The organism is Protofrankia sp. Cas3 (assembly GCF_963555955.1).
Classification (GTDB): domain Bacteria; phylum Actinomycetota; class Actinomycetes; order Frankiales; family Frankiaceae; genus Protofrankia.
On sequence record NZ_CAUVXP010000048.1, the window covers coordinates 13,253 to 35,555 of the forward strand.

Here is a 22,303-nt window from a genome sequence, read left to right on the forward strand (position 1 = left end):
CGCCGTCCCGTGCACACCGGGGATGTGCGTGGCCGCGAACCCCGTTGCGGGTCATGCGCGGATCGCGGACGTGAACCGGTCCTGGTCGCGCCCGGCGCCGGACCCCGTCGGCCTGGCAGCGCTACGGGCCGAGATTTTCTCGGTGAACAATGCCCCGTACGCCGCCATGCTGGGCGGACCCGTGCGGGCCAGCTCGGCCATGGGTGGGTCGGTCACGCCGTCCGGCATCCGGTCGTCATCCCCGGGCCGACCGGTCGGCCACGGCACACCCGGGGTGTCCGAGCCAGCGCCGGCCCAGGGTGTCATGGGGCCGGAAACGGATGTCCCCGAACTGGTCCGCCGCGCGCAGGAGGGCGACAACGAGGCTTTCGGCCGGCTGTACGACTCCTACCTGGACGTGGTCTTCCGCTATGTGTTCTACCGGGTTGGCAGCCAGGCGATGGCCGAGGACATCGTCAGCGAGACCTTTTTGCGTGCGCTGCGCGGCATCAGAAGCTTCACCTGGCAGGGCCACGACATCGGCGCCTGGTTCATCACGATCGCACGGAACCTGGTAATTGATCATAAAAAGTCGCGGCGGACACGGATGGAGTTCCCCACCGACGACATCGCGGCGACCGCGGACACCCAGCTCGTCTCAGGGCCGGAGGAATCGGTCCTTGCCGGCGTCACGAGCAAGGCCCTGATCGATGCGGTCCGCATGCTCAGCCCCGAACAACGGGACTGCGTCGTACTGCGCTTCCTGGAGGGGCTCTCCGTGCGGGAGACCGCCTTGGCGATGGACAAGAACGAAGGCGCGGTCAAGGCGCTCCAGTTCCGGGCCGTCCGATCCCTTGCCCGCCACTTCACCGCGCAAGCCGCCCCCTGACAACCCCCGCGCGACCACAGCTCCACCGCGCGCCCGATGCCGGGTACCGCTGCGTGGCCTCGTGGCACCGTACGCTTCCCAGGTCGCAGTGACAGCGTGGCCCTCCCGTGGGCCGCGGACGTCCAGGAGGGCACGATGCGGTTTCAACCACGCCCGGCACGGACAGCTGATGACCGCGCCCGCAGAGCCGACGCCGAAGCTGCCGCAACCGCGGCGCTCAAGGCAGCCGCTGAGCTGGCGGCCAAGGCCCCGCCCGACCCGACCGCAGCCGCGTTCTTCGATGTGGACAACACGATGATGATGGGAGCGTCGATCTTCTATTTCGCCCGCGGACTTGCCGCGCGTGACTTCTTCCAGTCCCGGGACCTGCTGAAGTTCGGCTGGCAGCACGTGTCCTACCGGGTCCGGGGGCTGGAGAACACCAGCGGGATGCGGGATGTCAAGGAGACCGCGCTAGCGTTCGTCGCCGGTCGCGAGGTCGCCGAGATCGTCCGCTTCGGTGAGGAGATCTACGACGAGCGGATGGCGGAACGCATCTACTCGGGCACCCGGGCACTTGCCGAACAGCACCTCGACGCGGGCCAACGGGTATGGCTCGTCACAGCCACACCGGTCGAACTGGCGGCCGTCATCGCCCGACGCCTCGGACTCACCGGCGCGCTCGGAACGGTCAGCGAGGTGTCGGACGGGCGTTACACCGGACATCTTGTCGGTGATCCACTACATGGTCCGAGCAAGGCGGCCGCGGTGCAGGCGCTGGCCGAACGTGAACAATTGGACCTTTCCCGGTGCTGGGCGTATTCGGACTCCATCAACGACCTGCCCATGTTGTCGCTGGTCGGCCATCCCGTGGCGATCAATCCAGACCCCGACCTGAAGGCCGTTGCCCGGGAACGCGACTGGCCGATCAAGGATTTCCGCATCGCGCGGAAGGCCGCCCGCATCGGTGTGCCGACAGCAGCCGGAATGGGCGCGCTGGCCGGGGGCGTCGCAGCGGGCATGGCACTGCGCCGCCGGTACAGCGACGCGGTCGACTAACCCGCCGCCACCAACGCCGGCATCGGCGGGCCCGGTGTCACCGGCTACGGGTGGCGGTGGCGGTGGCGCCGTCAGCGACGACCACTGGGCATACCGGGATCGTTCGGCGTGCCGAGACGGGTGACCCGCGACGGTCCGGACGGCGTGCCACGGGTCACCGCGACGATGGCCACGACCGAGGCCAGCTCGATGACGGCCAGCCAGATCGCCAGGAAACCATCACCGATCACGGCCAGTAGACCGACCACGCCGGTGACTGACAGTAGATAGATGGCGACGAAACCGCGTGCTGCCCACGTCCGCCTGGATGCCCCGAAGCCTCCGGCCACCCGGAAAAAACCATGGGCGGGCGGCCTCGGGTCGGCCCGATGCCGGACGTCCGATGTCGCATCAGGCCCATCCTCAGTCGCCATGTGTCAGAAGAATACCGATCGGCGCTGCATCAGGAGCCCGTAGAGGGAGTGCTGGATTGTCTCCCGGATGCGATCAGTGAGTTCGAACACCAGCATCGGGTCCTCGGCCGCGGCCGGGGTCAGCGATTCGGTGTCCACAGGCTCACCGAACTCGATGAGCCATTTCGACGGAAGCGGTAGCAGACCGAGCAGTCCGAACCAGGGAAACGTTGGCGTGATCGGTAGGTAGGGCAGGCCGAGCAGACGGGCCAGCATCCGGAGATTCCCGATCATGGGATAGATCTCCTCAGCTCCGACGATGGTGCAGGGAATAATGGGAACCCCGGTTCGCAATGCGGCCGAGACAAACCCTCCACGACCGAAGCGCTGGAGCTTGTACCGCTCGCTGAACGGCTTTCCTATCCCCTTGAAACCCTCCGGCCACACCCCGACGAGGTGACCGTTGGCGAGCAGTCGTTCAGCGTCGGGCTGGCAGGCGAGGGTGTTACCGGTCTTGCGCGCGACAGGCGCGAGAAATGGGACGGCGAACACCAGGTCCGCGGCGAGCATCCGCAGGTGCCGATGGGCCGGATGATGGTCCATGATTGCCAGCGCGGTCATCATCGCGTCCAACGGCACCGTACCCGAGTGGTTGGCCACGATGAGCGCGCCACCGGTGTCTGGAACGTTCTCCAGGCCCCGGGTCTCAACCCGAAAGTAGCTCTGATAGATCGGCCGCAACAGCGGCGCGATGACGTTCTCGGTGAGATCTTCGTCGAAGCCGTGTTCATCGACAACGTAGTCCCCGGTGATCCGCCGCCGCAGGAACGCGAGAAAACCCGCGAGAGCCTGCTCGAGGCTGCCCGCGTCGGCGAGCGGTTCGGCGGGCAGTGTCGACACGGGGTCCATACCCGAGTCTCCTGCCGGGTTGCTCCCGCCTGCGGCCGGTTCCCGCTGCGTAGGCGTCAGCTCCTCACCACCGTTCGAGTCACCACCGTTCGAGTCAGCACCGTTCGAGTCACCACCGTTCGAGGCGCTGTTCACCGATGCGTTCTGACCGGACACCGCCGGGCCCAACGCGGCCGGGCCGACGTTCGCCCGGTCTGATGCGGTGGGCCGACCCGCGACCGGATCCGGGTGCGGGCCCGCGGGGACGGTCATGTGCTCGCTGACGCGCATGTCGACAACAGGCGCGTCACCGGCCAGGTCCGTCCCGCCGTCGCGGTCGACCTCCGACGGATCCTGCGGCCGCGGACGGCGCGCCGCCGCGCCGCCGCCCGTCCTGGCGCGCCCGTCCTTGCTGCCGAGCGGGATGATCCGCGCTTCACTCACACCAGTGACCACCTTTTCACCAGACCTGCCCTGGCACCCTTCAGGCCTCCAGGGTCCCCCCAGCCGTCAGAACGCGCCTGCCAAGCCGGGCCGAAGATCCAAAACAGACGCTGACAGACCGGCTTCGCCAATCCGCCGGGAACCCCGGCGCCCTGATCGAAGGCACATCGGTCAGTGCCATCCTGGTCACGACGTTCCGACCAGACGGCGTCGCGCCAGTACACCCAACAAGCCGCGTTCGAACCGCATCACGGTGTCACGGTCGATCGCGAATCGCATCGGGCGATCTCGTACGAAGTCGTCGAATGTCTCCAGGGTCGTGAATCTCGGAACGTAACCGAATACATGCTTCAGCCGAGTGGTGTCGACCGCACGGCCGTGCGCGAGGAAACCGAGCTGCTCCGCGGAGAAATCCAGCAGCCGCGACCGGCGGACCAGGTTTCCGAGCGTAACCACGGCGGGCGACGGCACCGGAAGCGGCGCTCGCCCCGCCCGCCGAACGGCCTGGGACAACAGGAGAACACCGTCCCCGGCGACATTGAATGTGCCGGGATGGTCCTCGATCGCAGCCTTTGTCAGCACGCCGAGCGCATCCTCGCTGTGCAACAGCTGCAGGCGCGGATCAAAACCGAGCACCGTCGGGACAACCGGTAGCTCGAGGTAACGGGTCAGCGGACTGTCAATTCCAGGGCCGACGATGTTCGTGAAGCGCAGCACACTGACGGTGACGTCCGGCCGGCGCCGGCTGAAACCTCGGACATATCCCTCGACCTCGAAGGCGTCCTTGCTGTAACCACCGCGGGGAAGACCACGCGGTTCCATTTCTTCCGTGAACAACGCCGGGTCCCGAGGCGATGATCCGTAAATTGTGGTGGTTGACTTTACGATCACCTTTGTAACACTCGGCGCCTTCTGGCAGGCCGCAAGAAGCTGCATGGTACCTATGACGTTGATTTCCTTCATCGCGGTCCGCCCACCTGCGCCGAGCGGAGTTGCGATGACATTCAGGTGAAGCACGGTGTCAACCGCCGCAGCGCCGATCACCTTCGCGATCAACGGATTACGGATGTCCGCACGGACAAACTGCGTCCGCCCGAGATCGTCACGGGGTGGTATGGTATCGACCCCGATGACATCCTCGATCTCCGGATCAGCCGCGAACGCACCGGCAACCTGGGCACCGAGGGGTCGAGAAACACCGGTAACGAGCACGCAACGTGGTCGCATTCTGGTCGCCCCCTGCCCCGATCTCGACGTCATGTTACGCCTCACAGTTGTCGGCGCGGCAACGCTCTGCGGTCCGTGGCGTGGCGTCCTATTAGCCGGCGTTAGCCGCCGTTAGCCCGCGTTAGCCCGCGTTAGTAGCCACATTGTGGCCCGATAGCCACTGTCGGTCGGGCACGGAGGCCACGCGTTGAATAGCCGACGGCATCAGACATGGACGGAAACCGGGAGCGACCCAGTCGACGCCACCGGTCTCGAACGTGGTTCGCGAGGGGCGTGGGCGATCACGATCGCGGCACGGCGACGTACCCGTAGCGCATCCACCGCCCGCCCGCAGTTGACTGCGATCATGACACGACGCAGTGAATCCTCGCAGACCGCGATATGGCCGACCGCAACCTCACCATAGGTATGGGTGAATCGCAGCATCAGGGTACGTCCGGCGATGCGTACCTCAACGGAATCACCGAGCGTGATACCCGCAGCCTCAAGATCCGTACGGGTGATGTTCAGGGCGAGGTTGCCGAAATGATCGATGTCGACAACCTCACCATGGACGTGGTCATCGTCAACCGAGCAGGCCCGTGGCCGCAGCTGAACCACGGACGCCGGGTCCAACCGCGGCCCCACCTCGCCCAGCGGCAGACCGGCAGCCAGCCGCGCGGCGACCGGGGCGTAGACGTCACGACCACGGAACACCGCGGTGGGCATCGGCAACCACAGCTCTCGGTCTGCGATCTCGTAAACCTCGATCAGGCCGCCCAGCATCTCCCAGGCAAGCGAGGCCAGCCCGTTGTCAGGCGCGACAAAAATCGAGCCGTCCGCGGTGCGGACCGCGATCCCGCGGGTGTACCTGCCGTCGGTACCAAGCGGTTCGACCAGGGTGAGATGGATCCCCCTGGGCAGGTAGCCGACAGCCCCGGCCAGCATCACCGCACCATGCTCAACATCCTGTGGGAGCACGGCATGGGAGATGTCGATCACCCGGGCATCCGGAGCATGCCTGGCGATCACCCCGTGACAGACACCCACACACGCGTCGTCCAGCCCATAATCGGACAAAAAACTGATCCACGAACCTGCCATACGATCCCCTGCGCCGGGGCCGGCTCCGTTGCCGCCCGTCACACGAGAGCTTCCCACAAGGCTCGGCAGCCGGCAGTCGAGGACCTACCGCCGGCGGAACCGGACCGTTGCACAACGATCCGCCCCGAACTGCCGGAATTCAAACCGTCAATTTTCCGTCCGGAACACACGGAACACCTCGACACCCTGGAGGGCCAAAGGGCGCGCGACGATCGTCAGATCGCGCGCCCGGAGGCCGCAGTCTCCGGAGCGCAGGAGGAAAACGAGAGTGTCACATGGTAGTCGTGCGACTACTTCTTGTTACGTCGCTGAACGCGGGTGCGCTTGAGGAGCTTACGGTGCTTCTTCTTGGCCATACGCTTACGACGTTTCTTGATAACCGAACCCACGAACCCGACCGATCTGTATGAGGGAAAGCCGAACGGACTATCGGCTGAGCCTACCCGCTCCCGGACCTGTACTCGCCGCATCCTCCCGCCGAACCGCTCGGGGAGCCGGCCAGACAGGCCACTTTCTGGATCATCGCTCGCATCGACCAATATCCATTAACCGGAGGCAAGTTCACGGGACCGGTCCCGGGCCGCCTCGATCGCGGCCAGCAACGCAGCCCTGACCCCGTGCTTCTCCAGCTCCCGGATCGCGTTGATCGTCGTCCCGGCCGGGGACGTGACAGCCTCGCGTAACAGCACCGGATGCTCACCGGAGTCGCGTAGCATCACAGCGGCACCGACCGCGGTCTGGACCAGGAGCTGGGCGGCGACAGCCCGCGGAATACCCAGCAGGATGCCTGCGTCGATCATCGCCTCGACCAAGTAGAAGAAGTAGGCCGGGCCGCTGCCCGACAACGCGGTCACGGCATCCTGCTGCGACTCGGGCACGCGGATGACCGTGCCGACCGGCGTCAGCAGATCCTCTGTGCGCCGCAGGTGCTCCTCGCCCGCGTGGGCACCCGCCGAGATCACCGACATCGCCTCGTCCACGAGAACCGGCGTGTTCGTCATCACCCGCACAACCGGTGTGCCCGTGGCGAGCCGGTGCTCCAGGTAGGACGTGGTGATGCCAGCGGCCAACGAGACGACGAGGTGGTCCGAGGTGACAACGCCGGCAATCTCAGTTACCAGACCGGTCATGTCCTGCGGCTTGACTGTGAGTATCAGCACATCCGCCCGGGCGGCCGCGGCCGGGTTCGACAGCGCCTCGACCCCGTGACGGGCGGACAGCTCCTCGGCGCGCTCGGAACGCCGAGCCGTCACGAAGAGGCCGTCCGGATCATGACCCGAACGGAGCATTCCCGCCAACAGTGCCTCACCGAGTTTGCCGGTGCCGAGGATCGCGACCGTCATGAACGTCCCTTCGCTGGACCTGATCTCACCGCACCGACTGTCACAGCACCGACGTCACCGGGATGACCGCAGCGCGCGCAGGAAGAACAGCAGGTTGGCTGGGCGCTCAGCCAGCCGCCGCATCAGGTAGGCGTACCACTCCCGCCCACACGGTACGTAGACCCGCACCACCTCGCCTGCCCCGGCGAGACGCCGCTGCTCGCCCGGCCGGACGCCGAAGAGCATCTGATACTCGAACGACCGTCGGGCATGACCCGGATCCAGAGCTACCAGATCGGTTCCCGACCCTGCAACCGCCCCGGCGAGCCGACCGGCCAGGTCAACCAACGCAGGATCATGGGTGGCGACCATGGGATAGCCCCGGCCCGCCATCAGGATCGCCAGACACCGCGCGTACGAGGCGTCCACCTCGGCCCGACGAGCGTAGGCAACCGAGAGTGGCTCGGCATACGCGCCCTTGCACAGTCGCACCCGGCCGCCGGCACCAGCGAGATCACGGCAGTCCGCCTCGGTGCGCCGCAGATACGCCTGGACGACGGCACCGGTCTCGTCGAACTCCCGGCGCAGCTCGGCCACCTCGGTCAACGTCGCGTCGGTGGTGGTGTGGTCCTCCATGTCCACCGTGACGCAGGTGCCCGCCTCCCGGGCCGCCTGGCACACCCCGAGCGCGAGCTCGCGGGCCAGGGGCGCGTCAAACGCCTGGCCGAACGAGGAGAGCTTGACCGACACCTCGCTGGCCGGGGTGAGACCCGCATCGGCAAGTGCCCGCAGCAGGTCACGGTAGGTCGCGGCGGACTCGTGGGCACGCTGCCGATCGATCGTGTCCTCACCGAGAACGTCCAGGGACACCCGCAGGCCAACGTCGCACAGGCCGCCGGCGACCCTGACCCCGGCGGGAACGTCCTCGCCCGCGACGAACCGGTTGACCACGGCGTGGGTCACCGGGCTGGTCGACACGAGCCGCCGGACATGAGGATCACCCGACGCGGCCAGCACCATCGTTCGCAGCATCGCGGTACGCAGCACCACTCAAGGATCCCGCAGGGTGGCCGTCGGCGGCGCGCTGACAACGTCCTCACCCGGCGAACCGATGCGGGCGACGACCAGCACCGTGTGAAACGGTTCGGTGATCATTCCGTCAGGGAACGCCTTGAGCAGGGACCGCCGCTCAGCGGCCAGAAAGTCCTCCAGCCTGTCCCCGGTCGCCTGGACGTACGATTTCGACCGCAGCCACAGCTCGTACGCCTCCACCGCAAGCGTCCGGCTCCACCGGCCGGACACCGTCACAACCTCGGCGAACAGACCCGTCCAGCGCAACTCGTCCGCCCACGGACGCAGCCGGTGGTCCCGCTGGTAGCCCGGACTCATCGCCTCCAGCCGCTGCTGCTGGCGTTCCCACCAGCGCAGGTCCGCACCGTCGACGTCGTTCCACCAGACGGCGAGCGCGCCGCCGGGCCGCAGCACCCGCGCGGCCTCGGCCGCGGCCACCGGTACCTGGACCCAGTGCCAGGCCTGCGCGTAGCAGACGAAGTCGGCCACGGCGTCGGCGAACGGCAGGGCTTCCCCGTCGGCGCGCACCGCGCCAAGCCCGGGCGTGCGCTCGCACAGGCGACCGAGCATCCCCGGGCTGTGATCCACTGGGATCACCCGGGCCCCACGGTCCAGCAGCGCCCGGGTGGCGATGCCGGTTCCGGCGCCGACCTCGATGATGTCGGCGCCGGCAAGCTCGCGTCCGGCCAACCACTCCAGATCCACGAACAGCCGATGGGGATAGGACGGCCGCGCGGCATCGTAGGCGTCCACCAACGGATCAAACAGCGACCTGGCGCTCACCGGAGCATGGTGACACCACCCCGGAACGTCGCGATGCCACCTTCGCAAACTGCGGGTGTCAGTTCTGGAGCCTGTTTCAGCACCTGTCTCAGATTTTCTGTCCGATCACCAGGCCGATCACCAGGCAAATCGGCAGGCAGCTCGGTGCGACCCGGCGCCGTCAGGGCATCCGGCCGCTCACGGTCGCAGGCGCGGCCGCGAGGTTGAGCCGGGTGAACGCCAACGCCTCGGCGAGATCCGCCTCCCGCTGGGCTCGGGACTCCGCCCGCCTCGTGTTGATCTCTACAACGACGGTGCCGTCGAATCCTCGAGCCGCCAGTCTCTCCAGCAGGTCGGCACACGGCTGGTTGCCGCGTCCGGGCACAAGGTGCTCGTCCTTGGCCAGCCCGATCCCGTCGGCCATGTGAACGTGGACGAGTCGTTCACCCAGTTCGTCCGCCATCGCCAACGCGTCGGAGCGCGAAACGCTGGTATGCGAAAGATCAAGGGTGACATGCCGGTAGTCATCGCCCACCGGCGACCAGTCCGGGGCGTACGCGGAAATCTCCCGCCCCCGCGCGCGCAACGGGAACATGTTCTCGACCGCGAAGCGGACGGCTGTCTCATCCCTCATTCTTTCGATGCCCTCGACAAAATCGCGGGCAAAATCACGCTGCCAGCGGAACGGCGGATGGACGACGACGGTCTGCGCCCGTAGCGCTTCGGCGACCGTACGGGCCCGCTGCAACTTCGCCCAGGGTTCGGCTCCCCATACGCGCTGAGTCAACAGCAGGCACGGGGAATGGATGGCGAGAATCGGAATACCGTGATAATCGACAAGCCGCCGCAGAGCCTCCGGATCCTGGCTTACCGGATCCGTCAACACCATGATCTCGACTCCGTCGTACCCCAGCCGCGCAGCCATCTCAAAGGCGGCCGCCGTCGATTCGGGGTAGGTCGACGCGGTCGACAGGGCGACCTTCGCCGAAGGGACTCGCGCGGTGGTCCGATCGGCTCGACGAGGAGCGATCAAGGTCGGGTATGTCGTGCCGCGGGAGGACACGGCAAAGCCCCGCGCGGGCCCACGCGGGCTCTGCACACCGTTGTCCGCGGCCTCGGCGTCCCCGAGTCGCGGCGCTGGGGTTGACGCCTCGGACATCTCTCCAGAGTAGGGCGCGCCCGCTCGATCTTCACTGACACCTCCCGTGCCCGTCATCGGGTCTCCAGGACCCCGGTAGTCATCCACCAGGTCCCCCGAAACGGCCCGCAGATGTCCGAGAAATACATATCCGGGAAATACCCGGGACCCGACCGCCGCACGCCCGCGCATCTCGCACGAACGGGGCCGCCAGCCTTCATCGCCCGCGATCAGATCAGGCAGAGGTCAACCAGTCCAGCCTACGCAGAATGACTCCCTCCCGAAGCGCCCACGGGCAGATCTCCACCTCGCTCAGATTGAGCAGTTCAAGAGCTTCGGCGGCGACGACGGACCCCGCGGCGAGCTGGCCCGCGCGATCAGCCGACACCCCCGGCAGACCGCACCGCTGCGCCGCGGACATCTTGCACAGCCGGTTGGAAATCTCACGCAGCGCATCCTGGCGCAGGACCCTGCGAACGTAGGGACCACGACTGTACGGCTCGGCACCGGCGATACGAGCCAGTGACCGGAAGGTCTTCGACGTCGCCACCGCCCGCGTGGGCTCGCCGACCACATACAGGTTCGACACCACCGGTGCGATGTGCGCCCGGACGTACCGTCGCAGGGCCGCGACCTCTGACCGTTTGGGTGGGTCGTTGGTGAACCAGTCACGAGTCAGTCGACTCGCCCCCAGCGGTAGGGATGACACCACGTCGGGATCCTCATGCAACCCGGCTGCGATCTCCAGTGATCCGCCACCGATGTCGAGCGCGAGCAGGCGCCCGGCGCTCCACCCGAACCAGCGCCGGACCGCCAGGAAGGTCAGGCGCGCCTCATCCTCGCCCGGCAGGACGGCAAGCGCGACACCGCTCGCCGTTCGCAGCCGGGCCAGGACGTCCTCGCTGTTGGTGGCGTCACGCAGAGCCGATGTGGCGAACGCCACCAGGTCGTCCACACCGAGGTCGTCAGCACGGCCACGCATCTGAATGATGCACTCGGTCAGTGTCCGCTCGCCCGCGGCGGACAAGGCGCCATCGTCGTCGAGGAGCTCTACCAGCCGCAGCGGAACCTTCACGCTCGCGGCCGGCAATGGTTGGCCGCCGACGTGCGCGTCGACGACCAGCAGATGAACCGTGTTCGACCCGATGTCGATCACGCCGAGGCGCATCCGACCGACCGCGACACGCTGCACGGCTGCCTGTCCGTTGGCCTGCCGATCCGTTGCCCGCTGGCCCGTGGCCTGCCGACCCGTGGCCTGCCGACCCACCGCGCCCGGATCAGCCTCCGGCTGACTACCGACAGCCGGCTTCACCGACCCGGCACGCAGTCACACGACGTAGCGGCCGACCGGCCGCTCTGTGCTGACCGCAGCAGCTTCACCACGTTCGCATCCACTCCTGTCGATTGTCGGTGGCGGGACGCATGGACGTTCCCGGCGGACATGTCCACTCACCGGCTCGCGGACCTGCCCGGCCGGGACGGAACCCCGGTGACGGCGACCGCGCCCGTCAGCCACGGCCGGCGTTCGGGCCTGTCCGCGGTTCCGGCAGCGCACCGGCAGCGCACCGAGGCACGCTTCGTGCGCTGACCACCGTACGTGGCATAGAAGATCTTGGACCCGCCCCGCCTCACCCACGATACGACAATGATCAGGGTTCGAACTTGTAACCCAGCCCTCGGACAGTCACCAGGTGGCGCGGATTGCCCGGCTCGTCCTCGATCTTCGTCCGTAGCCGCTTGACATGGACGTCGAGGGTCTTGGTGTCCCCGACGTAGTCCGACCCCCACACGCGGTCGATCAGCTGGCCGCGGGTGAGAACCCGACCCGCATTACGCAGGAACATCTCCAGCAGCTCGAACTCCTTCAGCGGCAGCGGGACAGCGGCCCCGTCGACCGTGACCACGTGCCGTTCGACATCCATCCGGACCGGGCCGGCCTCCAGCGTCGCGGTGATGCGTTCCTCGGCCTCGCCGCGGCGGCGGAGTACCGCGCGGATCCGGGCGACCAGCTCACGGGCGGAGAACGGTTTGGTGACGTAGTCGTCAGCACCCAGTTCCAGGCCGACGACCTTGTCAATCTCACTGTCACGAGCCGTCAGCATGATCACCGGAACGGCCGACTGCTGGCGCAGCGCCCGGCAGACCTCCGTTCCGGACAGCCCGGGCAACATCAGGTCCAGCAGAACGAGATCAGCGCCGTGCCGCTCGAACTCGGCCAGCGCGGCCGGCCCGTCGGTGGCGACCGCGACCTCGAACCCCTCCCGTTCAAGCATGAACGACAACGCGTCCGAGAACGACTCCTCGTCCTCCACGACCAGAAGGCGGGTCACCCTTCACACTCCTTCGTCATCACTGTCGTTTTCACGCTCGGCATCCGCATCGGTATCGGTATCGGTATCGGTGTCCGCATCGGTATCCATATCGCCATCTACCTCGATTTCGCCACCGACATCGGCGCCGGCCCGCAACAGGGGCAATCTGATCGTGAAGGTCGACCCGGCACCTTCGGAACTCCACACACTGACGCTTCCCCCGTGGTTCGTCGCGACGTGCTTGACGATCGCGAGCCCGAGCCCCGTGCCCCCCGTCTGGCGGGAACGCGCCGGGTCGGCACGGTAGAAGCGTTCGAACACGCGCTCCAGGTCCCGTTCGGCGATCCCGATACCTTCGTCGGCGACAGACAGCTCCACCGTGTCGCCTGCCCGTCGAACCCCGATGACCACTCGGGTGCCCGTCGGCGAGTAGCTCACGGCGTTGTCGAGCAGATTCGCCAACGCCGTTGCGAGCTGCCCCTCATCCCCGCTGACGGCGAAGTCGCTGTCACCGATCACCGCAATGGTGATCTCGCGGGCCGAAGCGGTCAGCCGGGTACGGTCCAGCGCCTCGGCCAGCACCGCCGAGACCAGGACCGGGCGCAGGTCGGGCATCGGGTCCGCACCCTGCAGCCGGGACAGGTCGATGATCTCCTGGACGAGACGCGCAAGCCTGGAGGACTCACGCGTCATCCGAGAGGCGAAACGCCGGACGGCAACCGGGTCGTCGCTGGCGACGGCAACCGCCTCGGCTAGCACATGGAGTGCGCCGACCGGGGTCTTGAGCTCATGACTGACATTGGCCACGAAGTCCCGGCGGACCGCCTCCACCCGGCGGGCCTCGGTGACGTCGTCGAGGATCACGGCCACGTGGCCGTCCGAACCGAGGCGCAGGGTGCGAGCCCGCACGGCGAACGCCTCCTGATCAGGACGCGGACGGGTCAGCGGCGGCTCCGGACGCGGTGGCAGACCGAGCTGGCGGTCACGGTCGACGCCGTCCGCGCGGGTCTGTCCGACCAGATCAGTCAGCTCGTCGAGAGCCAGGCGGCCGGCGTCAATCACACCCATGGTCCGGGCAGCCGGGTTGGCCAGCACCACGGCACCGTCCGCGTCCAGCACGACCAACCCGGATGGCAGGCCGTCGACCAGGCGCCGGATGAGCCGGGACGGCAGGGCCGGCTGTGGGGCTGCCGCTCCAGCGGTCGCCGAAGCAGGGGTCACCGAACCAGAGGCCATCGCTGCGGACCGGGTACCAGGCCGCTCCGGAGCGGAACGCAACCCCGGGTTGGACGAATCCGGGCGAAGCACGAACCCGGGCCCTCGCTCACCCACACCGTCACCCACGGGCCGAATCGTAGGTGGCCAACCGTAGCCTGCGCGTGTATCAACCGAACCAGAACCGATCGTCACCAGGAGTTCATTCGGCTCACGTGATCTGTTCACCAGGGGGCGAGCAGCACCGACGATCGTTTGATCACGGCAGGGTGGCGCAGCGGTCGGGACCGCACGTTGTTCGGGAAGCCACCGCCGCCTCGCGGTACCTCGCGACATGTTTCGAGGCTTTGGGCGGCGGGATCCTTCCGGACCGCCGATATCGACCCGTAGCGCTGGGGGCGGCGGGTACGTGGTAACCACCACGAGACCCGTCCCTGCCGTGATCAAATGGGCCGACAACCGCCACGAACACGAAGGAGCCGTCCGTGCGGGACGCCTTCCACGACGATCTTGAGAGCATCAACTCGTCACTTGTGGAGATGACCAATCTGGTCGCCTCCGCGATGGCGCGAGCGACAACCGCGCTTCTCGATGCCGATCTACAGCTGGCCGAAGGCGTGATCACAGCCGACGAGACCGTGGATCTTCTCCGTAACGAGATCGAGGAGAGATCCTTCGAGATAATGGCGCGCCAGCAGCCAGTGGCCACCGACCTACGACTCATAGTCACGACGCTACGCATCGTCGCAGACCTCGAGCGCATGGGCGATCTTGCACTACACGTGGCCAAGGTGGCCCGACGGCGTTACCCGGGACGCGCCATCCCGCCGGAGCTGAACTCGACCATCCTGGAGATGGGTCAGGTGGCGCAGCGGATCGTGGCCAAGGCAGGGTCGGTCATCGCGGGCCACGATGCCGCCCTCGCCAAGGAGCTGGAGAGCGACGACGACTCCATGGACGCCCTGCACCGCAAGCTCTTCCACGTACTGCTGGAAACCGAGTGGACCTACGGCATGGAGGCTGCGATCGACATCACCCTGTGCGGTCGCTTCTACGAGCGTTACGCCGACCATGCGGTCTCGGTCGCCCATCGGGTGATCTACCTCGTAACCGGCGACAAGGTCTAGATCACCGGGCCGAGATCACCGGACCGAGATCACCGACCGGCAGCGGATGAGGCGCCGGGCCCGGGACGCGCCATCCGGATGTGCCGCCCGGCCTCGGCGGCACATCCGCAGGCACCAGTCGTTACTTCTTTCCCTGCGCCGCCACGGCAGCGGCGGCCGTCGCCGCTGCCGCCGGGTCGAGGTACGCCGAACTCACGACCCGTAGATCGTCGTCCAACTCGTACCGCAACGGAATACCGGTGGGAATGTTCATACCGGCGATGTCGGCGTCGCTGATCCCGTCCAGATGCTTCACCAGCGCGCGCAGCGAGTTGCCGTGGGCTGCGACGAGCACGACCTGCCCGGCCCGCAGGTCGGGCACGATCGCGTCGTACCAGTACGGCAGCATTCGCGTCACGACGTCGCGCAGACACTCGGTTGTCGGAATCACGTCCGGCGGCAGGCCGGCGTACCGCTCGTCCACCCCGCTGGCCTGGTCAGGCCCGATCGGCGGCGGCGGCGTGTCATAGGAACGGCGCCAGAGCATGAACTGCTCCTCGCCGTACTTCCCGAGCGTCTCGGCCTTGTCCAGGCCCTGCAGGCCCCCGTAGTGGCGCTCGTTGAGGCGCCACGAACGGCGGACCGGGATCCAGGTGCGTCCGGCGGCATCCAAGGCGATCCAGGCGGTGCGGATCGCGCGCACCAGCAGCGAGGTGTGGACCACGTCGGGCAGCAGGCCGCAGTCGCGCAGGAGCTCGCCGCCGCGGGTCGCCTCTGTGACACCCTTGTCAGAAAGATCTACATCCACCCAGCCGGTGAACAGGTTCTCACGGTTCCACGTGCTCTCGCCGTGGCGGAGCAGGACGAGCGTCGGCATGCCTTCGATCCTGCCGCAACCCGGGCGTCGCATGTGGTCGGATCGACGCGACGCGCACCCGCGGACCCCTAACCCGGCCGGGACGACCCGCAGCCTGCGCCCCTTTGTCACGCAAGGCCGGGTCCACCCGCTCTGGACACGCCGGGTCCAGCACAAACAGGAGCCCCCGAGCGGTTCCATCAACCCATGTTCGGGATGACGAGCCGTCGGGACCAGCGACGACGCTCGGGGGCCTGGTGCCTGTCTGGTTCTCGCCGGTGCCGGTGCCCGCAGGTCACCCGGCCGGGTGAGGACCACGAGACCGGCTAGCGGACAGTCACCTCACGAGTCCGTTTATCACACAAAACTGGACCACCTCCCTTCTCGTGTGCAGACAACGCTACGTTCGCCCCGGCGTGCTCCGCAACCGCTTTTCCACCGCAGTAGTGCCCTGCCCGCAAGCGGGCCCGGCGGGTGGGCGCCGGCGGGTGGCGTCGGCAGCGGCATAACCGTGCCACCCCAGGCCAGCTACACTCGGTCCATGGCGGTGGACGTCGAGGGTGGGCCGCGGGGCAGCTGGCAGACGCAGCTGCGATCTCGCGGCTACCGTCTCACGCCGCAACGCCAGCTCGTCCTGGAGGCGGTCGCCCGGCTCGGTCACGCCACCCCGGAGGACATCGTCACGGAGGTCCGCCGCACAGCGGGTGGGGTCAACATCTCGACGGTGTACCGGACGCTGGAGCTTCTCGAGAAGCTCAAACTCGTTTCGCATGCCCACCTCGGGCACGGCGCGCCTACCTATCACGCCGCCGGTGCCGAAGATCACGTTCACCTCGTCTGCGGGGCCTGCGGGGCCGTCCAGGAAGTCTCCCCGACCGTGCTGTCCGACCTGGTCGTGGCCCTGCGGGATCGCTTCGGTTTCGCGGTGGACGTCAGCCACGTAGCGCTCACGGGCCGATGTGTGGACTGCGCAGACCCGAAAGCTGGTTGAACCGTCCATGACCGCCGACGCCACCACCGCGCCCGTAACCGACACCGCGCGCCTGCCCGACGCTGAAACGCAAACGTCCAACGATCCGGGTGATGACATCCACTACCGCTCTCCGTTGCTGGACGTCCCCGGTGCCGTGCCCGCCACCGGACCCGACCTCGGGGTGGCCGACCACTACGGGGACCCACTGCGCGAACAGCGCGAGGCCGAACGCGGCGCGGCGGTCGTCGACCGCTCGCATCGCGGGGTCATCCGCATCACCGGTCCGGACCGCCTGTCCTGGCTGCACAGCATCACATCCCAACACCTCGATACGCTGCCGGCGATGCGCGGCAGTGAGGCGTTGGTGCTGTCCCCACACGGCCATGTCGAACATCATCTGATGATCGCGGACGACGGCACGACCACCTGGCTGGATGTTGAACCGGGCACCACCGGCGCGCTACTGGCCTACCTCGCGTCGATGAGGTTCCTGCTCCGGGTGGAGCCCACGGACGCCACCGGTGCTCGGTCCGTCCTCTCGGTGCTCGGTCCGGCCGCGGTGGATGCCGTGACCACCGCCCTCGGCCCGCTCGACCACCCGCTCCCACAGCCGGGCGGCGGGGCCGGTGGCGGGGCGGAGGCCTCCGGTGATGACGGCGACCAACTGGCGCTGGGGCTGTACCCGTTGGCGGCGACCGGCCATCAGGATCCGGATGTGGCCGGGACGCTCGTCCGTGCGATGCCCCACGGTGTCGACCTGTTGATCCCGCGACGGGAGCTGACCGCGACGGTCGAACGGTTGCAGTCAACCGGAGTGACGCTGGCCGGCGTGTCCACGTTCGAAGCGCTGCGGGTCGCCGACCGTCGGCCTCGCCTGGGCACCGACACGGACCACCGGACAATCCCGCACGAAGTCGGCTGGCTGTCCACGGCCGTCCATCTCAACAAGGGGTGCTACCGGGGCCAGGAAACCGTCGCCCGGGTACACAACCTGGGGCGCCCGCCGCGGCGCATGGTGCTGCTGCACCTCGACGGCAGCACGGTCACCCGAGGCATACCGGTAACTGTCGATGGTCGGGTGGTGGGGTTCGTCGGCACCTCAGCCATGCACGCAGAGCTCGGTCCGGTTGCGCTGGCCCTCGTCAAGCGCAACGTCGCAGACGACGCCGCACTTGTGCTCAACGATCCGGAGACAGGCGAAGTCGCTGCGTCCATCGACCCGGCCAGCGGGCCGCAGCAGCCGGTCCGTCCGGCAGGTCGGCCTACAGGTACAGGTTAAGAGCGACCAGCCTGACTACCCGCCCTGTTGCTAGCCACTCTCAGTGACTAGCAACCTACCCGGTCGGGTTCAGGCCGGACGGACGGCGAGAAGCTGATCTACCTCACGTACCTGCGGATCGGAGGCATATCGACGCAGACGCCGACGCACATCCTCGGCCCGCCGCCCGTTGCGCTGCGACCGGGTGGCTTCCAGTAGCGGCGCGACCTCGCGGACCAGCGTGCAGCCGTAGTCGAGGTTACCCAGATCGATCTGAACAGCTGCATAACGTAGCAGATAGGTGGCGTGATCGCGGGCGTGGACGGCAGGATGCAGGGCCAGTGCCTGGGACAGCCACCGGTCGGCCTGAGGCAGCCGGCCGAGGTCGATGTAGCAGATTCCGATCTGTGCGGCGTACGACCCCTCGTCGAACATCCCCGCCCAGGCCGGGTCCTGCGGGGTCGCCCGTTCGAAAGCGGCCTCACAGCGCACGAGCGCCCGGGAGCATTCGCCCGGCTCCCCCAATGCCGCATAGGCGCGCGCAAGCCTCATCTGGAACATCGCGCCCGCCCGTCCGCTGATGCCGCCGCTACTGGCGACCGCTGCATTCGCCAGCTCCACTGCCTCCCGCGGGCGGTCGAAGTCAACGCACTGCAGCGACATGTTTTTCATGATGTTCGCGCCGACCAGGCGGTCCCCGGCTGCATGGGCGGCGTGCAGGGCCGCAATCCAGTACCGCTGGGCGCTGGTGTGGTAGCCGGCGTCGAACGACGCCCAGCCCGCCACCCGGGCAAGTTCGGCCGCCAGCAGCTGGAGCCGTTCCCCGATCTTCTCCGTGTACGAACCCCGCGCCAGCAGATCGGTGACCACGCCGAGTTCGGCGTCCACCAGCCGCCGGACACTTTCACCACCAAGCCGATCGTCCATCAGACGTAACCCGGGGATGTTGTGTTCGATGCGGTTGACGATCTGCGCGTCCACCGGCCCGCCGCCCAGCGCCGCAGCGAGCCGGGAAGGCTCGAGGTTCAACCACTCGCCGGCCAGGGCAGCCACGCCGGCTCCGGTGATGGTCAGAAATCCACGACGGTCAGTCAGGGCGTCCTCGACAACATCAATCATGGACGTCAGGCTGCCCGCGCCGCTCCAGGGGTAGTCGGTACGTACAACATCACCGGTCGGCAGCCAGGCGGGCCATGGATGGGCCTCGACCTTCTCCGACGGGACGCCGAGTTCGGCGGCGAGAGCGAGCTGTGACACCCGATCGGGCACCACGCCGCGGTGTTCCCAACGCCAGACCTTCTGGCGCTCCGCCGCCATGTTGGCCACCCCCAGGTCGCGCGCTCGACGCGCCACCACCCGGGCCAGCCTCTGGTAGGACCAGCCACGCTGCGCTCGGACGAACGCGAGCGGGTGGGTGCAGGCACCGGCACCGTCGGTCAACATCATCCGCCTCCTTCGAGTCGCAATTGGTGAGCAGTGAACAACAGTAGGTGGCACGGCCTCTTTCGTACAGTGACTACTTCGGCGCGATGCGTGCACACGGGTCACTTGGAGGCAACAGGACGCGCACAACCACGCCGAATGCACGGTGTTCGCAACATTGACCGCATCTACACCCCATCAAGCCTCCGATACCACCGCCATCCGCCCAACAGCTTGCTATCAAGCAAGCGATCAAAAAGATCGTACCGTCACTCTTGGACGGTGGCGGAGCGTGGACTACAACGAGATCACACGCATTGTGCCTCACCGATCGCTCAATGCAGGCAGTCGCCGAACTGCACACAAGCACCCAGAACCGGATATACTACACAATCACGGTATGAACGTGCCGACTACCGCGGTCAGGACGACAGGAGGCACCCATCCTGGTCGAAGAAAATCAACGACTCGAACGACGCGCCAAGCGTCACCTGTTTGCCACCGGGAGTCAGGTGATCGGCGCCGAGCCGGACCGCGAGCATGCCGGCCTCGGTCCGGACGTACACCGAACGATCCGCGCCGAGGCGTTCGACCACGACCACCTCGCCGCCGATCCGGAAGGCGTCTTCCCGACCCGTGGCGCTACCGGCGCGATCCCCAGCCTCGCCCGGCCCGGCCAGGTGCAGATGCTCCGGCCTGACACCCACCGCCACCGCACCGGCCGGCGCGGGAACGACAAAACCCCTGCCGCGCAGCGTTGCGTCCACCCAGGTGCCATCGCAGACATTCATCGGCGGGCCACCGACGAAGGTGGCAACGAACCGCGTGGCCGGCCGGTCATAGATCTCGTCCGGAGTGCCGATCTGCTCGAGGCGTCCACGATTGAGTACGGCGACCCGATCACCAACCGCCATGGCTTCGGCCTGGTCATGGGTGACGAACAGCGCGGTCGACCCCAGGCCACGCAGCAGGGCCACGATCTCCACCCGAAGCTCAACCCGCAGTTGCGCATCAAGCCCCGACATGGGTTCATCGAGCAGGACAACCTTCGCCCGGGTGGCCAACGCCCGCCCGATGGCAACCCGCTGCCGCTGGCCGCCTGACAACCGTGCCGGCCGACGGCCCGCCAGATCGCCGATGGTAAGCATCTCCAACGTTTCGCGGGCCCGCGCCCGGGCCGCCGACTTCGACATCCCGCGCCCGTACCTCAGCGCCAGCACGAGGTTGTCAAGCGCGGTCAGGTGCGGGTAGAGCGCAAAATGCTGAAACACCATCGAGGCGTCGCGCTGGTGCGGTGCGACACCACCCTGGCTGATGCCGCCAAACCGCAGGTCACCGGCGGTCGGCGCCTCAAGACCGGCGCAGATCCGCAGCAGCGTCGACTTCCCGGATCCAGATGGCCCGAGTAGGGCCACGATCTCCCCCGGCTCCACTGACAGGCTTACTGCGTCGAGCGCACGGACGGCGCCGAAGGTCCGGCTGACCCCGTCCACCTCGATGCGGACCCCGGACCCGGCGGCGGCGGCCCCAGCCCCAGCCCCAGCCGCCGTCACGCCGGGATCACCCGCGAGCCTCCCCCTGCCCGTACCAGGCTCAACCAACGATCCACTCACGGTCGTCTTCCCGGCGACAACCGCTGATCCGGCAGGTGATCCGGCAGGTGAGCGACCTGGTGAGCCGGCAGGTGAGCGACCTGGTGAGCCGGCCGGTGGGCGAGCTGGCGAGCGAGCGATCGCGGGAGACAGCGCCGCCAACGGTGGATGCGGACGGTCATTGGGTGAGATTCTCCGCCTGGCTCTGCAACTCGGTCAGGGTCGCCGCCGGATCCGCACCCATCATGATCTTCTGGACCTCATCCGACGCAAGCGCGGGTACTTCACCACCACGCGTCCCGGTCCAGTAGGGCGCCCGAACGAGTGAGTCCACCATTGCGTTGAAGGGTACGAGCTGCGGAAACTGCTGGTAGAGCGGTACCAGCCGGTTGGCGGCTTCAATGTCGACAGGTAGGTAGCTCAGCGCCTCCACACCGGCTGCGACCACGTCCGGAGCGAGCAGCGACACCATCAGTTCGGTGGCCATCTCATTCTGGCAACGATCGGTTGCGAGCACCACGAGACCGTTGCCACCGGCCACCGGGTGCTGTGTGCCGCCCGGCAGGACCGGGATCGGCGCCACTCCGAGCGGAAAAGGGCCCTTGCCCTGCTGGTCAAGTTCCCGTAGCCCCGGCACAACCGAGTTGATGCTCGCCCCGGCCATGGCGGTCTGCTTACCGAAACCGAACCGGACCAGGGCATCGGTCGGTGTCTTCGACTGCGGCCCGTAGCTGCCGACCTTGGCCAGGAAGCCGGCGGCGGCACGAGCGGCGTCGGTGGTGAAGTTCGGCCGGCCTTCCGCGTTCTGGATGTTCGCGCCCTTCGAGCCGGCAATCGTGTTGAGGAACCACTGGCCGAACTGATCCCCGGTGGGCAGGTCGATCGGCTGGACGCCCGGCAGCGCAGCCTTGATCTTGTCGGCTGCGGCGATCACACCGCCGGTGTCGGCCAGGGATTTCGGATCCACGCCGGCCTTGGCGAGCATTTCGGTGTTGTAGAGCAGAACGGGGACGGACACCTGCTGGGGAACGGCGTACAGCTGGGTGCCGACCTTGCCCAGAGTCGTGAACCGCTGGTCGTAGGAGGCGCGCAACAAACGCGGCGCCAGCTCCTGCGCGTCGAGCTGCTCGACGTAGGTGGGCAGCAGGTCAAACCCGGCCACCGCAAGGTCGGTCTTGCGCCCGGCCGAGGTGTCGGCGCTGATCTGCTGGACAATCTGGGTGTAGGTGGTCGCAGTCGACGTGATCTCAACGGTCAGGCCCGGATGGGCTTTCTCCATATATGCCTTGCCGGACTTGGCCGTGTCGTTGAGCGGGCCGCTGACGGTCATCCGCAG

At 67.5% G+C, this 22,303-nt stretch carries 22 protein-coding genes; 6 read left to right on the forward strand and 16 right to left on the reverse strand.

What is annotated here, in order from left to right; genetic code table 11:
- Positions 1-28: 28 nt before the first annotated feature.
- Positions 29-868, forward strand: coding sequence for a sigma-70 family RNA polymerase sigma factor (locus U9983_RS11470; RefSeq protein ID WP_322753995.1), 840 nt, complete (start codon positions 29-31; stop codon positions 866-868).
- Between the two features lie 135 nt (positions 869-1,003).
- A complete protein-coding gene (locus tag U9983_RS11475; protein ID WP_322753996.1) occupies positions 1,004-1,906 on the forward strand; it encodes an HAD-IB family hydrolase in 903 nt (300 codons plus the stop codon).
- Between the two features lie 71 nt (positions 1,907-1,977).
- Here the strand turns inward: U9983_RS11475 and U9983_RS11480 are convergent, their stop codons facing one another.
- From U9983_RS11480 to U9983_RS11525, 10 genes are all read right to left on the reverse strand, one after another.
- Positions 1,978-2,235 (reverse strand): hypothetical protein, encoded by a 258-nt coding sequence (locus tag U9983_RS11480; RefSeq protein ID WP_322753997.1) that lies wholly within the window; start codon positions 2,233-2,235, stop codon positions 1,978-1,980.
- 87 nt (positions 2,236-2,322) lie between these two features.
- Entirely contained in the window at positions 2,323-3,630 is a 1,308-nt protein-coding gene (locus U9983_RS11485) for a lysophospholipid acyltransferase family protein (RefSeq protein WP_416211363.1), read from the reverse strand.
- A 186-nt stretch (positions 3,631-3,816) separates the two neighbouring features.
- The gene (locus tag U9983_RS11490; RefSeq protein ID WP_322754009.1) at positions 3,817-4,857 is read right to left on the reverse strand and encodes an NAD-dependent epimerase/dehydratase family protein; all 1,041 of its coding nucleotides are present in this window, start codon (positions 4,855-4,857) and stop codon (positions 3,817-3,819) included.
- Between the two features lie 204 nt (positions 4,858-5,061).
- A complete protein-coding gene (locus U9983_RS11495; RefSeq protein WP_322753998.1) occupies positions 5,062-5,940 on the reverse strand; it encodes an SAM-dependent chlorinase/fluorinase in 879 nt (292 codons plus the stop codon).
- A 290-nt stretch (positions 5,941-6,230) separates the two neighbouring features.
- Positions 6,231-6,329 carry a 30S ribosomal protein bS22 gene (locus tag U9983_RS11500; RefSeq protein WP_003948845.1) on the reverse strand — a complete coding sequence of 33 codons (99 nt, stop codon included), beginning with the start codon at positions 6,327-6,329 and terminating at the stop codon, positions 6,231-6,233.
- Between the two features lie 156 nt (positions 6,330-6,485).
- Positions 6,486-7,283 carry a pyrroline-5-carboxylate reductase gene (gene proC / locus U9983_RS11505; RefSeq protein WP_322753999.1) on the reverse strand — a complete coding sequence of 266 codons (798 nt, stop codon included), beginning with the start codon at positions 7,281-7,283 and terminating at the stop codon, positions 6,486-6,488.
- A 54-nt stretch (positions 7,284-7,337) separates the two neighbouring features.
- A complete protein-coding gene (locus tag U9983_RS11510) occupies positions 7,338-8,294 on the reverse strand; it encodes a proline dehydrogenase family protein (RefSeq protein ID WP_416211365.1) in 957 nt (318 codons plus the stop codon).
- A gap of 18 nt (positions 8,295-8,312) precedes the next feature.
- On the reverse strand, positions 8,313-9,116 hold the full coding sequence (locus U9983_RS11515) for a class I SAM-dependent methyltransferase (protein WP_322754001.1): 804 nt from the start codon (positions 9,114-9,116) through the stop codon (positions 8,313-8,315).
- Positions 9,117-9,276: 160 nt separating this feature from the next.
- On the reverse strand, positions 9,277-10,254 hold the full coding sequence (locus U9983_RS11520; protein WP_416210648.1) for a sugar phosphate isomerase/epimerase family protein: 978 nt from the start codon (positions 10,252-10,254) through the stop codon (positions 9,277-9,279).
- 214 nt (positions 10,255-10,468) lie between these two features.
- Positions 10,469-11,401 (reverse strand): Ppx/GppA phosphatase family protein, encoded by a 933-nt coding sequence (locus U9983_RS11525; protein WP_322754003.1) that lies wholly within the window; start codon positions 11,399-11,401, stop codon positions 10,469-10,471.
- On the opposite strand from U9983_RS11525, the gene U9983_RS11530 reads away from it, so the two are divergent.
- A complete protein-coding gene (locus U9983_RS11530) occupies positions 11,360-11,821 on the forward strand; it encodes a hypothetical protein (protein WP_322754004.1) in 462 nt (153 codons plus the stop codon). The genes U9983_RS11525 and U9983_RS11530 overlap by 42 nt on opposite strands.
- Before the next feature lie 61 nt (positions 11,822-11,882).
- On the opposite strand, the gene U9983_RS11535 is transcribed toward U9983_RS11530, so the two are convergent.
- Positions 11,883-12,563, reverse strand: coding sequence for a response regulator transcription factor (locus U9983_RS11535; protein WP_322750065.1), 681 nt, complete (start codon positions 12,561-12,563; stop codon positions 11,883-11,885).
- A gap of 3 nt (positions 12,564-12,566) precedes the next feature.
- Positions 12,567-13,781: a sensor histidine kinase gene (locus U9983_RS11540; RefSeq protein ID WP_322754010.1), complete on the reverse strand. Its 1,215-nt coding sequence runs from the start codon at positions 13,779-13,781 to the stop codon at positions 12,567-12,569.
- 464 nt (positions 13,782-14,245) lie between these two features.
- Between U9983_RS11540 and phoU the strand changes: the two genes are divergently transcribed.
- The gene (gene phoU, locus U9983_RS11545; RefSeq protein WP_322750067.1) at positions 14,246-14,887 is read left to right on the forward strand and encodes a phosphate signaling complex protein PhoU; all 642 of its coding nucleotides are present in this window, start codon (positions 14,246-14,248) and stop codon (positions 14,885-14,887) included.
- Positions 14,888-15,008: 121 nt separating this feature from the next.
- On the opposite strand, the gene U9983_RS11550 is transcribed toward phoU, so the two are convergent.
- Complete coding sequence (locus U9983_RS11550) at positions 15,009-15,743, reverse strand: phosphoglyceromutase (protein WP_322754005.1); 735 nt, start codon at positions 15,741-15,743, stop codon at positions 15,009-15,011.
- A 520-nt stretch (positions 15,744-16,263) separates the two neighbouring features.
- Between U9983_RS11550 and U9983_RS11555 the strand changes: the two genes are divergently transcribed.
- A complete protein-coding gene (locus U9983_RS11555) occupies positions 16,264-16,713 on the forward strand; it encodes a Fur family transcriptional regulator (RefSeq protein ID WP_322754006.1) in 450 nt (149 codons plus the stop codon).
- A 7-nt stretch (positions 16,714-16,720) separates the two neighbouring features.
- Positions 16,721-17,974, forward strand: coding sequence for a folate-binding protein (locus tag U9983_RS11560; protein WP_322754007.1), 1,254 nt, complete (start codon positions 16,721-16,723; stop codon positions 17,972-17,974).
- 69 nt (positions 17,975-18,043) lie between these two features.
- Here the strand turns inward: U9983_RS11560 and U9983_RS11565 are convergent, their stop codons facing one another.
- The 3 genes from U9983_RS11565 to U9983_RS11575 all read right to left on the reverse strand — a co-directional run.
- Positions 18,044-19,396 carry a transcriptional regulator gene (locus U9983_RS11565; protein ID WP_322754011.1) on the reverse strand — a complete coding sequence of 451 codons (1,353 nt, stop codon included), beginning with the start codon at positions 19,394-19,396 and terminating at the stop codon, positions 18,044-18,046.
- A gap of 401 nt (positions 19,397-19,797) precedes the next feature.
- Positions 19,798-20,928, reverse strand: a complete 1,131-nt coding sequence (locus tag U9983_RS11570; protein ID WP_322754012.1) for an ABC transporter ATP-binding protein — start codon at positions 20,926-20,928, stop codon at positions 19,798-19,800.
- 217 nt (positions 20,929-21,145) lie between these two features.
- The coding region (locus tag U9983_RS11575; protein ID WP_322754008.1) for an extracellular solute-binding protein at positions 21,146-22,303 on the reverse strand (1,158 nt) is incomplete at its 5' end.